We start from the raw sequence: 13,868 nt of genomic DNA, 5'->3' as shown, positions 1-13,868 counted from the left end.
CCTGCAATGAAGAAGCGAATCGTCCTGTATAAACGCCTGTCCGACGACCTGATGGCACGCCTGCAAGATCGCGTCGAGGTGACCTGGGTGGATACCACTCAGCCCGACGGCCTGGCCCGCCTGCGCGATGCGTTACCGGGGGCGCACGGGTTGCTGGGGGCCAGCCTGCGCCTGGATGCCAGCCTGCTCGACCTTGCCCCGCAACTGGAAGTGGTGTCGAGCGTTTCGGTAGGCGTGGACAACTACGACATTGCTGAACTCAGCAGGCGTGGTGTGATGCTCACCAACACGCCCGACGTGTTGACCGAAACCACGGCCGACACAGGCTTTGCCTTGATCCTGGCTACCGCCAGGCGGGTGGTGGAGCTGGCGAACTGGGTGCGTGACGGCCGCTGGCAGGCCAACCTGGGGCCGGCGCATTTTGGCAGTGATGTGCACGGCAAGACGCTAGGCATCGTCGGCATGGGCCGCATTGGCGAGGCCCTGGCCCGTCGCGCGGCTGCCGGCTTTGGCATGCGCGTGCTGTATCACAGCCAGCGTGCCAAGCCCGAGGTGGAAGCACGCTATGCCGCATGCCAGTGCAGCCTGGATGAGCTGTTGCAGCAGGCAGATTTCGTTTGCCTGACGGTGCCGTTGAGTGCCAGCACCGAAGGCCTGATAGGCGCACGGGAACTTGCGTTGATGAAGCATGAGGCAATTCTGGTGAACATCTCACGCGGGCGTGTGGTGGATGAGCAGGCGCTGATCGAAGCGCTGCGGGCCAGGCGTATCCGCGGTGCGGGGCTGGACGTGTTCGTGCACGAGCCGCTGCCGACCGACTCGCCGCTGTTGCAGCTGGATAACGTGGTAGCGACCCCACACATCGGCTCGGCGACCGAGGACACCCGCCAGGCCATGGCGCGTTGCGCGGTGGACAACCTGCTCAGCGCGCTGGCCGGTGAGCGGCCGGTAAACCTGGTCAACGGCTGACGCGCCCCGGTTCCCACAGGGGCCGCGCAGCCTTTGAAACGGTCAGCGGCAGTTGCCTGCCTTGCGATACCCCGCTGCCTGCGCTTCACCTTCGTTTGCGAAGGTAACCTGGTTCTTCGCTGTAACCTGGTTGTAGCCCGGGCAGCCGACTGACAGGTGATAGACGTGGCTGTTGCGGTTGCCAAGCACGGCACCGACCGAACCGGCGCTGGCCAGGCTTGGTTTGGCCTCTGGCTTGGCCGCGTTTACCGGCACCGCCTGTACCAAGCCGCTGCCAACCGGCTTGTAGCCGGCGGTCCACTTGCGTTCGCCGCTTACGAACGGGTTGGCATGGCCCATGATCGCGGCAATGCGCCGGTCGCGTTCTTTCTCCCAGGCCGACACCGGGTGTTGCTTGTCCCAGGCCATCAGCAGCTGTTGCTGTTGGCGCGACATGTTCAGCTTGTAGCGGTCGAACATGTAGAACGTGGTGCGGGCCACCAGGCCTTTGACTTCGTCACGCGGTTCGGCGGTGCGCTGGACGAAATCGACCTTGGTGGTGCATTGGCCGTATTCGCCGGCATTGCCAGTGACCATGCCGTAGTTGAAGTTGCTGCGGTCACCGTTGACCTCACCCACGGCCGGGTAAAGGTTGAACAGGTCGGCTTCCATGGCGCGGAACACCGGGTCGTTGTCCACGCAGTGCTCACGGCCGCCGTTCTTCCAGCACTGGCGCTGGTTGCCGAAGGTGTGGGCGGGCACGATGTGTTCCCACTCGGTGCGTTCGGCGCGGTTCTGCTGCTTGCGCGTCTTGTAGCCACACGAGGCAGCGTCGATGCGCCCGCCAGACTTGCCCACCCAGGTCCATTTGCAACCGCAGTACAAGTCGCCCATGGCACTGCTGGCCTGGTCCAGGTAGACCTTCTGCTTGGCCACCACCTTGGCTTCGGTGAAGGTGGCCGGCGGGTTGGCCAGAGCGGGGAGGGTAAAGGAAAATAATAAGGTTACGGCGTAAAGCAGTGATTTCATGGGGAAAACATATTTCAGGTTGGGCCGGGCATTGTAATGGTTTCCCCGGGGCTGACCAGCTCGCGGAGCCATACCAATGGTCGGCCAGGGTCGTCGCTGCCCATTCGGTTGAATGTGGCTGAGTCGAGCATGTCCCGCACTTGGGTGCCCATGCGCAGCAGGTGCTCGACGAAACCGGCACCGACGTCACCGTAGTCCTCCAGGGAAACCCCGCTCTGGTTGTGCTGGATTGCGAGGTGGTAATGACTGACACCATCGCCGTTGCCGCTACCGCCCAGTACCACCGTGAAGCGTGGGCCAAGCAGGGTGGCCAGGCGTTCCTGCACCAGATCGAGCAGGGCGATGGGTATTTCATTTTCGCGCAGTGATGTAGGGAAACAGGGTGTGAACGGAGGCATGAGGGTGTCCTGCTGGGCGGGGTTCGAGTGCTGGCCAGCTTAGGCAAGGTGACTGTCAACTTGGGTAAAGCGGGGGTAAAAGCGGGTAATGCTCAACCCCCGTGCTGCGCGGTTCATTTCATGAGCAGCATCAGAAGGTCTGCCCCAACGAGAACTGGAACACCTGGGTTTCGGCGTTATCCGGCTTTTTCAATGGCGCCGCCAGGCTGAAACTCAGCGGCCCCATCGGGCTGTACCAGGTCACGCCAACCCCCAGCGACACAGCCATCTGCGCCAGGTCGACGCTGCCGCAGCCTTGGGTGGTGGACAGGTAGCAGGTGTCGGCATACACGTTGCCGGCATCGACGAACACCGAGCTGCGCAGCTGGCTCTGGTCCTTCACGAAGGGCAGCGGGAACAGGTACTCGGCACCGCCGGTAATCAGGATATTGCCCCCCAGCACATCGGTGTCGCGGTCGGAATAGTAAGCCTGCCCAGCGCTGGAATAGGCCCCGGTAGCCGGCGTACTGCGCGGGCCGAGGGTACCGTCCTTGAACCCGCGTACCGAGCCCTGCCCACCGGCGTTGTAGCTTTCATAGAACGGCAAGCCGTCGGTGGAGCCATAGCCGTTGCCGTAGCCCAGGTTGGTGTGCAGGCGCAGCGTGGTGTTGCTGGTGACCGGCAGGAAAGCCTGGCCGTTGTAGTCGAGCTTGTAGAACGACAGGTCGCTGCCAGGGGTGGTAGCCATCAGCGTCAGGCTCTGCGAGTGGCCCCGGGTGGCCAGTACGCCTTTGTTGAGGGTGGACTCCGACCAACCGATCGACGCCTTGAGGTTGTTGAAGCTTTTGCCTTCGCGGGAGATGAAATCGTAGATCTCGTCAGCGCTGTAGGTGCCGGGCGAAATGTCGTCGTGCTGCAGGGTCAGGCCGTAGGTCAGGCGCGAGGTTTCGTTGATCGGGTAGCCAAAGCTGACCCCGGCGCCGTAGCTGTTGATTGCATAGTACGAAACCCCATCGTCGTAGTAATCGCTGTAGTCGGTGCTGTTGTAGAACAGGTTGTAGCCCAGGCTGACGCCGTCGGCGGTGAAGTAGGGGTCGACGAAGCCGAAGTTGTACTTGGTCTGGTATTCCGAACGGGTCAGGCCGATGGATACCTTGTTACCGGTACCGAGGAAGTTGCTCTGGCTGATCGAACCACCCAGGATCAGGCCGGCGCTCTGGGCGAAACCGACGCTGGCGGTGATCGAGCCGGAGGCCTGCTCTTCGACGCTGTAGTTGACGTCGACCTGGTCGTCGGTGCCAGGCACCTGCGGGGTCTCGACGTTGACTTCCTTGAAGAAGCCCAGGCGCTCAAGACGGGTCTTGGACTGGTCGATCAGGTAGGTCGACGCCCAGCCGCCTTCCATCTGGCGCATTTCGCGACGCAGCACTTCGTCTTCGGTCTTGGTGTTGCCGCGGTAGTTGATGCGGTTGACGTAGGCACGCTTGCCCGGGTCGACCACGAACATGATGTCGACCGTGTGGTCCTGGTCGTTGGGTTGCGGCACGCCGTTGACGTTGGCGAAGGTGTAGCCTTCGTTACCCAGGCGACGGGTGATCAGCTCGGACGTGGTGGTCATCACCTTGCGCGAGAATACCTGCCCCGGCTGCACCAGCAGCAGCGACTTGACCTGGTCTTCCGGCACCTTGAGGTCACCGGACAGCTTCACGTCGCGAACGGTGTATTTCTCGCCTTCGTTGATGTTGACGGTGATGTAGACGTGCTTCTTGTCCGGCGTGATGGACACCTGGGTGGAGGCGATGTCCATGTTGATGTAGCCGCGGTCCAGATAGTAGGAACGCAGGCGCTCCAGGTCACCGGAGAGTTTTTCACGGGCGTACTTGTCGTCGTTCTTGAAGAACGACAGCCAGTTGGTGGTCTTCAGCTCGAACAGCTGCCCCAGGGTCTCGTCATCGAATACGTTGTTGCCAACGATGTTGATGTGCTGGATGGCGGCGACGGTGCCTTCGTTGATCTTGATCTTCAGGGCCACACGGTTGCGCGGCTGCGGCACCACTTCGGCGTCGACCTCGGCCGAGTAGCGCCCCTGGGCCACGTACTGGCGCTGCAGCTCGTTACGCACACCTTCGAGGGTGGCACGCTGGAAGATCTCGCCTTCGGCCAGGCCCGATTGCTTCAGGCCCTTCATCAGGTCTTCGGTGCTGATCGCCTTGTTGCCTTCAATCTCGATGCTCGACACCGACGGGCGCTCGACCACGTTGATGATCAGCACATTGCCATCGCGGCTCAACTGGATGTCCTGGAAGAACCCGGTCTTGAACAGGGAACGAGTCGAGTCCACCAGGCGGCGGTCGTCAGCCTGGTCGCCAACGTTCAGCGGCAAGGCACCGAACACACTGCCGGCGGAAACCCGCTGCAGGCCGTTGACGCGAATGTCGGCGATCCTGAACGGTGAGGCCTGGGCCAACGTGGCTTTCAGCAGCAGGATGGAGAGCAACAGGCGCGGGTAGTTCATCGGGGTTTCCAGACAAGCGGATTCGGAGGGCAGCAAGCGCGGGCGACCCGCAAGCAGCGGGCGATGAGGATACGGGCGGGCTGTGTACGGCGCGGTTAGCCGAGGGTAAAGATGTGTAAAGTCCGACCGGGCGGCAGTGACAGTGCCGGCTTGCAGGGCGATCATTGCAGCCCCTGCAATTGCGATATCTGGCCCTGATGATCCCTGTGCTGCTGGTCGACGACGACCGCGAACTGACTGAAATGCTCTCTTTGTACCTGGCGCGCGAAGGCTTCCAGGCAACGGCCGCGGACACGGGTGAGGAAGGCGAGACCCTGGCGTTGTCCGGCCATTTCCAGGTGGTGGTGCTGGACGTGATGCTGCCAGGCATCTCTGGTATCGAAGTGCTGCGCCGCGTGCGTGCACGTAGCCAGGTGCCGGTGCTGCTGCTGACGGCCCGCGGTGACAACATCGACCGCATTGCCGGCCTGGAGCTGGGGGCCGATGACTATGTGCCCAAGCCCAGCTCTCCCGGTGAGCTGGTGGCACGCCTGCGGGCAATACTGCGTCGCGTGCAGCCACACCTGATGGGTGAAGCCAGCCCGCCCGAGGTACCTGAACAGGTACGCAGCGGCGCATTGAAAATGTGGCCGGGGCGGCGCGAGGCGCGCTGGGGCGCAGCCACGCTGGAATTGACCGGCTCCGAGTTCAGCCTGCTCGAAGCCCTGGCGCGCCAGGCCGGTCAGCTGGTCAGCAAGCAGGACCTGTCGCTCAATGCCCTGGGCCGGCCGCTGACCCGTTATGACCGACGCATCGACGTGCACGTCAGCAGCATCCGGCAAAAACTTGGCCCGCGTGCCGATGGCAGCAGCTGGATCCAGAGCGTGCGCGGCATGGGCTACATGCTGATCGTCGAATGATGCGCCGGCGTCTGTTCTGGAAGCTGTTCCTGGCCTTCTGGCTTGCCAACACCCTGACCTTCCTGGTGGGGGCGGGGGCCTTCATGCTCAATGAGCTGCGCGGCGATACACCCGGGCTGCGTTCGCTGCTGGCCACCGAGCTGCAATTGCTCGAACGGCATGGCGAGCGGGCCGGCCGCCAGCTGCTGGACGTGTCGCCACAGCCGCAGGATGTGCAAGTAGGCCTTTACGACGATCAAGACCGCTTGCTGGCTGGCCAAACGGTGCACGTGGCGCGTTTCGAGCAGGCACTGCTCGACCGTGACGGCCGCCCACTGGTGCTGCGCGCTTCGGTGGCCACCCGTGTCGGTATGGCACCGCGCCCACGCAACCTTGGCCCGTTCGTAACAGGGGCGGTGATGAGCGCGCTGTTCGCGCTGTTGTGCAGCTTTTACCTGACCCGCCCGCTGGCCTGGCTGCGCGAAGCCATGGGCCAGGTTGCCCAAGGCCGTTTCGATGTGCGGGTCAGGCCGCGGCTGGGCAAGCGCCGTGACGAAATCGTCGACCTGGCCGAGGACTGTGACCGCATGGCCGGCCAGCTCAAGGCCCTGGTACAGGCCCAGCAGAACCTGCTGCATGATATTTCCCATGAGCTGCGCTCACCGCTTACCCGCATGCATGCCGCCATCGGCCTGATGCGCCAGCAACCCGACCGGCCCGACATGCTGGAGCGGGTCGAGCGCGAGTCGCGGCGCATGGACGACCTGATCGAGCAACTGCTGACCCTGGCCCGTGCCCAGTCCCGTCAAGGCAACAATGACTTCGCCAGCGTGGATGTGGTCGAGCTGCTGGCGCAGATCGTCGAGGATGCCCGTTTCGAGGCAGGCATGAAGCAGTGCCAGGTGTCCTTGCTGGCTCAGGGCGCGTTTCTCATGCATGGCCATGAAGAACTCCTGTACCGGGCCTTCGAGAACGTCATCCGCAATGCCGTGCGCTACACGAAGCCTGGCACGGCGGTATTGGTGGAGGCCGCACCGGCACCAGGTGGGCAATGGTTGCAGGTGTGCGTCAGCGACCATGGCCCGGGCGTCGACCCGGCGCGCCTGCAGCGCATCTTCGAACCGTTCGAGCGTGGCACCGACAGCAGCGATGGCTTCGGCCTGGGGCTGGCGATCGCCCAGCGTGCCATCGCCTTGCACGGTGGCAGCATCACCGCGCTGGCCGCCGCCACAGGGGGCTTGCGGGTGCGCATCGAACTGCCGCAAGCCATTGCTACTTGAAGCCGGTGACCGCGTGGGGAACGTAAGGGGCCTGCAAGCGCGCTACCTCGTCCTCGCTCAGCTGCAGTGACAGAGCGCCCAGGGCATCGTCCAGGTGGGCGGGCTTCGAAGCGCCGACGATAGGGGCGCTAACGCCGGCCCTACCCAGCACCCAGGCCAGCGCAACCTGGGCCATCGGCACCCCCCGTTCGCTGGCGATCTGCTCGACCACATCGATTACCCGGCCGTCCTCCACCTCGGTCTTTTCATAGAACGACTGCCCGGACACATCGGTGCGCGTGCGTTGGGTTTGCTGCCCATGCGGTCGTGTCAGGCGGCCGCGCGCCATGGGGCTCCAGGGCATCAGGCCGACGCCTTGATCCAGGCACAGCGGGATCATCTCTCGCTCTTCTTCGCGGTAGATCAGGTTGAGGTAGTTCTGCATCGACACGAAGCGGCTCCAGCCATGGTTGGCGGCTACCTGCTGCGCCTTGGCGAACTGCCAGGCATACATCGACGATGCACCGATGTAGCGCGCCTTGCCGGCCTTGACCACATCATGCAGAGCTTCCATGGTTTCCTCGATGGGGGTGTGGTAGTCCCAGCGGTGGATCTGGTAAAGGTCGACGTAGTCTGTGCCCAGGCGGCTGAGGCTGGCGTCGATGTTGGCCATGATCGCCTTGCGTGACAAGCCTTGCTCATTGGGCCGGCTGGCGCCTTCCCACATGTTGGCAGGGAAGAACACCTTGGTGGCGATCACGGTTTCTTCGCGGCGGGTAAACTCCCTCAGGAGTTTGCCGAGGATGATTTCCGAGGTGCCGGCGGAATAGCTGTTGGCAGTGTCGAAGAAGTTGATGCCTTGCTCGACGGCATGGCGAATGATCGGCCGGCTGGCGTCTTCGCCCAAGGTCCAGGGATGAGTGCCGGCGTCGGGTTCACCGAAGGTCATGCAGCCCAGGCACAGCCTTGAAATGTCCAGCCCAGTGCTACCCAGCTTTACGTACTGCATCGTCGTCTCCTTCAAGGGCGTGAGTGATGGAGTTAGCCTAACGCTGGCAGGGTTGGGCGAAAATTCCGTATTGATGCATGCGCCATCTGCAAGAATTCACAAGCGTAGCAGCGGCCGCACCTGTTGCTGAAGGAAGTCGGTAACCGCCTTGATCCGCGGCGTGGCGCGCACGTCTTCATGCACGGCCAGCCAGATTTCGATGCTCATTGTCTGTTGGGCGCTGCCTGCCTCTTTCAGACCGTGTTCCTGTGCCATGAACGCGGGCAGGCAGGCGATGCCGATGCCGCCGGCACAGGCTTGGGCCTGGATGCGCAGATCATTGCTGTGCAATGCGAACGGCTGCTGGCCGGCCTGGAGGTTGAGCCATTGCTGTTGTGGGGAACGGGCCTGAGACTCGTCGTAGCCGATGTAGCGCCTGACCGTTGCGCTGGCCAGGTAACCGGGCGAGGCATACAGCCGGTAATCCAGGTGCCCCAGCAGGCTGACCACCAGAGTTGGCTCTGTCGGCCTGGCCAGGGCGATGCTGATGTCAGCTTCGCGGCGGACCAAGGATGCCTTGGATTTGCTGCCTACCAGCTTCAGGCGCAGCTGTGGGTAGCGCTGGTACAGCTCGCCCAAGCGCCGGGCGACGATGCTGCCCAGCAGCGCCGGTGGTGCCGAGAGCACCACTTCGCCTTCCACTGTCTGTTGGCCGGCGCTGGCGAAATGCTCCAGGGCAAAAGAGGACATGGCCATCTGCTCGGCGAGTTCCGCAACACGTTGGCCTTCGTGGGTGAGGGCATAAGCGCGGGGACGTCGGTCGACCAGCTTGAGCTTGAGCGAAGCTTCGAGCGAGGCGATGCGCCGGGCCACGGTGGCGTGGTCGACACCTAGGGTCTTGGCAGCGGCCGACAGCGAGCCGGCCGAGCTGAAGGCGGAGAAATGGCGCAGGTCTTCCCAATCGAACATGAATGACTCGGCAGTGGCGGGTGCATAAAGGGGTAGGGTAACCCTTTATGACCCTGCCGGCTTCAATGCCCGCCTTTCATCCGCCGCGCCACCAGGTAAATGCCCAGGCCAACCAGTGCAGTCGCGGCGCCGATGTACCCGGTGCTGGTCCAGCCCATGCCTGCAGTGATCGCCATGCCTCCCAGCCATGGCCCCAGCGCATTGGCCAGGTTGAACGCCGCATGGTTCGACGCCGCTGCCAGGCTAGGTGCCTCATGGGCAATGTCCATGAGGCGGATCTGTAGCGGTGCCGCCAGGGCGATCATGGTGCCCACCAGGCCGATGCCCAGCAGCAGGCTCCACAGCGCCTGGGCGGCGAAGGTAAAGAACAGCAGCACGGCGACCGACCACATCAGTACCAAGCCCACGGCGCGAAACTGCAGACGGTCGAACAGCTTGCCGCCAGCGATGTTGCCGACGATACCGCCCACGCCGAACGCCGCCAGACCGAACGGAATCCACTGTGGCGACACCTGGGTCACGTGCAGCATGGTCGGTGCCAGGTAGCTGAACACGCAGAACATGCCGGCAAAACCGATCGAAGCGATGGCCAGCGCCATCCATACCTGTGGGTGGGCAAAGGCCTGGAGCTCCTTGCGCGGGTCGCTGCGTGTTTCGTCGTGGCGCTGGGGCACGAAACGCCAGACCAGGGCGATGGTGCACAGGGCGATCGCGCCGACCAGCACGAATGCCGAACGCCAGCCAAAGTACTGGCCCAGGAAGGTGGCAACCGGGTTGCCGAGCAACATGGCCAAGGTCAGGCCCATCATCACCCGTGCCACGGCCCCCGCGCGCTGATCCTTGGCCACCATGCTCGAGGCCACCACTGCGGCAATGCCGAAGTAGGCGCCGTGGGGCAAGCCGCTGATGAAACGAAATGTGACCAGGCCACCGAACGAGGGGGCAAAGGCAGTGGCCAGGTTGCCCACGGCATACAGCAGCATCAACAGCAGCAGCATGTGCTTGCGCAGCAGTTTGGCACCGAGAATCGCCAGTGTCGGGGCGCCAACCATTACCCCCAGCGCATACGCGCTGATGGCATGGCCCACCTGCGGTTCGCTCAACTGCAAGTTGCTGGCAATGTCGGGCATCAGGCCCATGATGGCGAATTCGCCGGTGCCGATGGCAAAGCTGCCCAGTGCCATGGCGGCTTCCATCTTGGCGACGGTGTTTTTACTGGGGAGCGGGGGGTGTTCCTGGACTGACATCTGTATCCCTATTGAAACATGCTGAAACGTTCAAGGCGGGATAATAGTCAATCGATGGCTGCAACGTCGAGGATGCTGCCCCGGCTTCCGCGACGTTGCAGCCCGTGTCCTGCTCCGTACGGGCGCGCTTGCTACGCCCCTGGCTGAAATGACGGGATCCTGTGGCAGCGGGTACGCCTGCTCTTTTAGACTGCGGGCGGTGACGCGCCAACGCTCGGCAAACGGTGAGTACACGCGCCACACATTCGGTTCACAAGGACAACTGCAATGTCAGATACCCCGCGCAACCCGCTGCTTATCGATGGGGCCGTTGGCCAGATCGAGCTGTTGATCGACTACCCCGACGGGCCACCCACAGGGCTGGTGCTGGTCAGCCATCCGCAACCGCTGCTGGGCGGTAGCCCACGGCATATCGTGCCACTGACCCTGGCACGGCAGCTACGTGCAGCCGGCTGGCAAGTGGTACGGCCGAGCTTTCGTGGGGTGGGGCAGACGCAAGGCGCGCACGACCAGGGCATCGGTGAAGCCGAGGATTGCATCGCGGTCATCCGGCACCTCAACCAGCAACAGCCCGAGCTGCCGGTAGCGCTGGTCGGGTTTTCCTTTGGGGCCTACGTGTTCGCCCGGGTTGCCTGTGCGCTGGAAGGGCAGTTGCAGGCAGTCGCATTGATGGGGCTGCCGGTGGGGGATGTACCGGGAGGGCGCTATTACGAGCCATTGCCGCTGCCTGAGGATTGCCTGTTACTGCATGGTGAACAGGATGAAATGGCACCGCTGGCCAACCTGCTGCAATGGGCTGGCCCTGAACAACGGGCAGTGTCGGTATACGCCGGTGCCAATCACTTTTTCAAAGGCTGCCTGGGCCGTGCCGCGGAGCAGGTGATTGCTCATCTCGCCCAGAAGACTGGCCCTCACCGCTCCAGGTAATGCGTCTGTGCAGCAAAGTCGATGAACCGCTTGCTGGCCAGCGACAGGTATTCCCCCGAGCGCCAGCACAAGCGGAAACTCATCTGCTGTGCTGGCCGGAACGGCACGCCGACAATGCCTGGCGTGCGTTGCTGCACCGAGCGCAGCAGGGTCGCCACCCCCATGTTGTCCAGCGCGGCCTGCACCACCAGCGAGACGAAGTTGCTCTGTAGCGCCACCTGGTATGTGATGCCATGTTCGGCGAAGAACGCATCCAGAAGATGGCGTTGAACGAAGGTGCGATCGAACACCACCATGTCGGTATTGCGCAGGTCTTCGGCGGTGAGGTAGGCCTTGCCGGCATAGGGGTGATCCGGGTGCATGCACGCCAGCATCTCGTCGCTGCCCAGCAGGATCGACTCCTTGTCGGGCGGTACACGCCGGGACTCCAGCAGCGCCAGGTCGATTTCCCGTTGCTCCAGGCGATGGCCAATGTCTTCGGCACTGCCTTCGAACACGGTCATGGCAATGCCCGGATAGGACTTGCGGAAGGCGTTCATCAACCCGGGGACGTAGTGCAGGCCGAACATCGGCGGGATACCCAGGCGTACTTCACCGCGCTTGAGGTCGGCCATGTCGCGCAGCTCTTGCCGGGCAACGTCCATTTCGCGCAGGGCAGAGGCAATGCGCGGCAAGAACTGCTCGCCTTCTGCCGTGAGGATCACTTTGCGCGTGGTGCGGTTGAACAGGGTTACCCCCAGTTCTTCTTCCAGCCGGGTAACGGCCATGCTCAGCGCGGGCTGGGCGATGTGCAGGTGCTGCGCGGCTTTGGTGAAGCTGCCTTGCCGGACGATTTCGACACAGCAGCGCAATGCCTTGAGGTTCATTGAGGGGTGCTACCTTTCATGCGGGATGCATTCATAACGAACTGTGATGCTAAGCATCATAACAATATATTTATTATTATTAACCAGAGGGCCTACGATGCGCGCCACTGAGACATCCTGCAACATCTCAGTCACGCAGTTTAATAAATCTGCAATCCCACAAAGATTTTGAGGTAGTACCCCAAATGGCCAAGGCCGCCGATGTCGTTGTGCAATGCCTGGAAAACGAAGGTGTCGAGTATGTATTCGGCATTCCCGGTGAGGAAAACCTCGACCTGCTCGAATCCCTGCGCAAGTCGAAGATCAAGCTGGTACTGACCCGTCACGAGCAGTCTGCAGGTTTCATGGCTGCCACCTACGGTCGTCTGACCGGCAAGACCGGCGTCAGCCTGTCGACCCTCGGCCCTGGTGCCACCAACCTGGTGACCGCCAGCGCCTACGCCTATCTGGGCGGCATGCCGATGATGATGATCACCGGGCAGAAGCCGATCAAGAAGTCCAAGCAGGGTCGCTTCCAGATCATTGACGTGTGCGGCATGATGGACCCCATCACCAAGTACACCCACCAGTTCGCCTCGGCCGACAACATCCCGGCCCGCATGCGCGAAGCCTTCCGCCTGGCCGAAGAAGAAAAGCCGGGTGCGGTGCACCTGGAGCTGCCCGAAGACATCGCCGCCGAGCAGACCGACGCGCTGCCGATCCCGCGCAGCCTGCACCGCCGCCCGCTGGCCGAGCATGTGGCCATCGAAGCTGCCGTCGAGAAACTGCAGAATGCGCGTAACCCGATCCTGGTGATCGGTGCCGGTGCCAACCGCAAGATGACCGCCAAGGTCCTCAAGCAGCTGATCGACAAGACCGGCATCCCGTTCATCACCACCCAGATGGGTAAAGGCGTGGTCGACGAGCGCCACCCGCGCTTCCTCGGCAACGCTGCGCTGTCGTCGGGCGACTTCGTTCACCGCGCTGTCGAAGCCGCCGACCTGATCATCAACATCGGCCACGATGTGATCGAGAAGCCACCGTTCTTCATGGTTCGTGGCGGCACCGAAGTCATCCACATCAACTTCCGCTCTGCCGAAGTCGATGCCGTGTACTTCCCGCAAGTAGAAGTGATCGGCGACATCGCCAACGCCGTGTGGCAGATCAGTGAAGCACTGAACGACACGTCGCACTGGGACTTCACCCGCCTGATGGCCATCCGTGAAGCCAACGAAGCACAGATCGCCGAAGGCGCCGACGACGACCGCTTCCCGGTCTACCCACAGCGCATGGTGGCTGACATCCGTCGTGTACTGCCGTCCGAAGGCATCGTCGCCCTGGACAACGGCATCTACAAGATCTGGTTCGCCCGCAACTACAAAGCGCACAAGCCAAACACCGTGCTGCTGGACAACGCCCTGGCGACCATGGGCGCCGGCCTGCCATCGGCAATGGCTGCGCACCTGGTGCACCCGGACCGCCCGGTAATCTCGGTGTGTGGCGACGGCGGCTTCATGATGAACAGCCAGGAACTGGAAACTGCAGTACGCCTGGGCATGCACATCACCGTGGTGATCCTGCGTGACGACGGCTACGGCATGATCCGCTGGAAGCAGGCCAACATGGGCTTCACCGATTTCGGCCTGGACTACGGCAACCCGGACTTCGTCAAATATGCCGAAGCCTACGGCGCCAACGGCCACCGTGTGGAAAGTGCCGAAGGCCTGCTGCCGCTGCTGGAGCACTGCATCAAGACCCCGGGTGTGCACGTGATCGACTGCCCGGTCGATTACAGCGAGAACGACCGCATCCTCAACAGCGAGCTGCGTGAGCGCGCCCTGGCGGTGTAAGCCCTGACAGGCCGGCGCCGTCCTTTTTCAGGGGCG

Annotated in this window: 12 protein-coding genes; 5 read left to right on the top strand and 7 right to left on the bottom strand. The window is 63.0% G+C overall.

The window, feature by feature from the left end; all coding sequences use genetic code 11:
- Positions 1 to 6: 6 nt before the first annotated feature.
- Positions 7 to 969, top strand: a complete 963-nt coding sequence (locus C4Q27_RS27320; RefSeq protein ID WP_104887686.1) for a D-glycerate dehydrogenase — start codon at positions 7 to 9, stop codon at positions 967 to 969.
- A gap of 42 nt (positions 970 to 1,011) precedes the next feature.
- Here C4Q27_RS27320 and C4Q27_RS27315 read toward each other — a convergent pair whose 3' ends face one another.
- The 3 genes from C4Q27_RS27315 to bamA all read right to left on the bottom strand — a co-directional run bounded on the left by C4Q27_RS27315 (position 1,012) and on the right by bamA (position 4,869).
- On the bottom strand, positions 1,012 to 1,977 hold the full coding sequence (locus C4Q27_RS27315) for an endonuclease (protein ID WP_064492125.1): 966 nt from the start codon (positions 1,975 to 1,977) through the stop codon (positions 1,012 to 1,014).
- 14 nt (positions 1,978 to 1,991) lie between these two features.
- Entirely contained in the window at positions 1,992 to 2,375 is a 384-nt protein-coding gene (locus C4Q27_RS27310; protein ID WP_064492124.1) for a hypothetical protein, read from the bottom strand.
- Between the two features lie 130 nt (positions 2,376 to 2,505).
- Positions 2,506 to 4,869, bottom strand: a complete 2,364-nt coding sequence (gene bamA, locus C4Q27_RS27305; protein WP_088513133.1) for an outer membrane protein assembly factor BamA — start codon at positions 4,867 to 4,869, stop codon at positions 2,506 to 2,508.
- A 197-nt stretch (positions 4,870 to 5,066) separates the two neighbouring features.
- Between bamA and C4Q27_RS27300 the strand changes: the two genes are divergently transcribed.
- Both C4Q27_RS27300 and C4Q27_RS27295 read left to right on the top strand, forming a co-directional pair.
- The gene (locus C4Q27_RS27300; protein WP_064491421.1) at positions 5,067 to 5,768 is read left to right on the top strand and encodes a response regulator transcription factor; all 702 of its coding nucleotides are present in this window, start codon (positions 5,067 to 5,069) and stop codon (positions 5,766 to 5,768) included.
- A complete protein-coding gene (locus tag C4Q27_RS27295; RefSeq protein ID WP_104887685.1) occupies positions 5,765 to 7,027 on the top strand; it encodes an ATP-binding protein in 1,263 nt (420 codons plus the stop codon). Before C4Q27_RS27300 ends, C4Q27_RS27295 begins: the two co-directional genes overlap by 4 nt.
- Here C4Q27_RS27295 and C4Q27_RS27290 read toward each other — a convergent pair.
- The 3 genes from C4Q27_RS27290 to C4Q27_RS27280 all read right to left on the bottom strand — a co-directional run bounded on the left by C4Q27_RS27290 (position 7,020) and on the right by C4Q27_RS27280 (position 10,210).
- Positions 7,020 to 8,015 (bottom strand): aldo/keto reductase, encoded by a 996-nt coding sequence (locus C4Q27_RS27290; protein WP_010954243.1) that lies wholly within the window; start codon positions 8,013 to 8,015, stop codon positions 7,020 to 7,022. The genes C4Q27_RS27295 and C4Q27_RS27290 overlap by 8 nt on opposite strands.
- A 96-nt stretch (positions 8,016 to 8,111) precedes the next feature.
- Positions 8,112 to 8,963, bottom strand: a complete 852-nt coding sequence (locus tag C4Q27_RS27285; RefSeq protein WP_064491418.1) for a LysR family transcriptional regulator — start codon at positions 8,961 to 8,963, stop codon at positions 8,112 to 8,114.
- Between the two features lie 62 nt (positions 8,964 to 9,025).
- Positions 9,026 to 10,210: an MFS transporter gene (locus C4Q27_RS27280; RefSeq protein ID WP_104887684.1), complete on the bottom strand. Its 1,185-nt coding sequence runs from the start codon at positions 10,208 to 10,210 to the stop codon at positions 9,026 to 9,028.
- Positions 10,211 to 10,477: 267 nt separating this feature from the next.
- Between C4Q27_RS27280 and C4Q27_RS27275 the strand changes: the two genes are divergently transcribed.
- Complete coding sequence (locus tag C4Q27_RS27275) at positions 10,478 to 11,137, top strand: alpha/beta hydrolase (protein WP_104887683.1); 660 nt, start codon at positions 10,478 to 10,480, stop codon at positions 11,135 to 11,137.
- On the opposite strand, the gene C4Q27_RS27270 is transcribed toward C4Q27_RS27275, so the two are convergent.
- Positions 11,122 to 12,003, bottom strand: a complete 882-nt coding sequence (locus tag C4Q27_RS27270; RefSeq protein ID WP_004374921.1) for a LysR family transcriptional regulator — start codon at positions 12,001 to 12,003, stop codon at positions 11,122 to 11,124. The two genes, C4Q27_RS27275 and C4Q27_RS27270, sit on opposite strands and share 16 nt — an antisense overlap.
- Before the next feature lie 185 nt (positions 12,004 to 12,188).
- Between C4Q27_RS27270 and C4Q27_RS27265 the strand changes: the two genes are divergently transcribed.
- The gene (locus tag C4Q27_RS27265) at positions 12,189 to 13,832 is read left to right on the top strand and encodes an acetolactate synthase large subunit (protein ID WP_004576806.1); all 1,644 of its coding nucleotides are present in this window, start codon (positions 12,189 to 12,191) and stop codon (positions 13,830 to 13,832) included.
- The last annotated feature ends 36 nt before the right edge of the window (positions 13,833 to 13,868 follow it).

The sequence above is a fragment of the Pseudomonas sp. SWI36 genome, from assembly GCF_002948105.1.
Classification (GTDB): Bacteria; Pseudomonadota; Gammaproteobacteria; order Pseudomonadales; family Pseudomonadaceae; genus Aquipseudomonas; species Aquipseudomonas alloputida.
This window is presented reverse-complemented; position numbering and strand designations above follow the sequence as displayed.

Excerpts from the sequence above, each read along its gene's own strand:
- C4Q27_RS27320 (WP_104887686.1), top strand. The coding sequence starts at position 7 with ATGAAGAAGCGAATCGTCCTGTATAAACGCCTGTCCGACGACCTGATG.
- C4Q27_RS27315 (WP_064492125.1), bottom strand. The coding sequence starts at position 1,977 with ATGAAATCACTGCTTTACGCCGTAACCTTATTATTTTCCTTTACCCTC.
- C4Q27_RS27310 (WP_064492124.1), bottom strand. The coding sequence starts at position 2,375 with ATGCCTCCGTTCACACCCTGTTTCCCTACATCACTGCGCGAAAATGAA.
- C4Q27_RS27285 (WP_064491418.1), bottom strand. The coding sequence starts at position 8,963 with ATGTTCGATTGGGAAGACCTGCGCCATTTCTCCGCCTTCAGCTCGGCC.
- C4Q27_RS27275 (WP_104887683.1), top strand. The coding sequence starts at position 10,478 with ATGTCAGATACCCCGCGCAACCCGCTGCTTATCGATGGGGCCGTTGGC.
- C4Q27_RS27270 (WP_004374921.1), bottom strand. The coding sequence starts at position 12,003 with ATGAACCTCAAGGCATTGCGCTGCTGTGTCGAAATCGTCCGGCAAGGC.
- C4Q27_RS27290 (WP_010954243.1), bottom strand. The coding sequence starts at position 8,015 with ATGCAGTACGTAAAGCTGGGTAGCACTGGGCTGGACATTTCAAGGCTG.
- C4Q27_RS27300 (WP_064491421.1), top strand. The coding sequence starts at position 5,067 with ATGATCCCTGTGCTGCTGGTCGACGACGACCGCGAACTGACTGAAATG.
- C4Q27_RS27280 (WP_104887684.1), bottom strand. The coding sequence starts at position 10,210 with ATGTCAGTCCAGGAACACCCCCCGCTCCCCAGTAAAAACACCGTCGCC.
- C4Q27_RS27295 (WP_104887685.1), top strand. The coding sequence starts at position 5,765 with ATGATGCGCCGGCGTCTGTTCTGGAAGCTGTTCCTGGCCTTCTGGCTT.
- bamA (WP_088513133.1), bottom strand. The coding sequence starts at position 4,869 with ATGAACTACCCGCGCCTGTTGCTCTCCATCCTGCTGCTGAAAGCCACG.
- C4Q27_RS27265 (WP_004576806.1), top strand. The coding sequence starts at position 12,189 with ATGGCCAAGGCCGCCGATGTCGTTGTGCAATGCCTGGAAAACGAAGGT.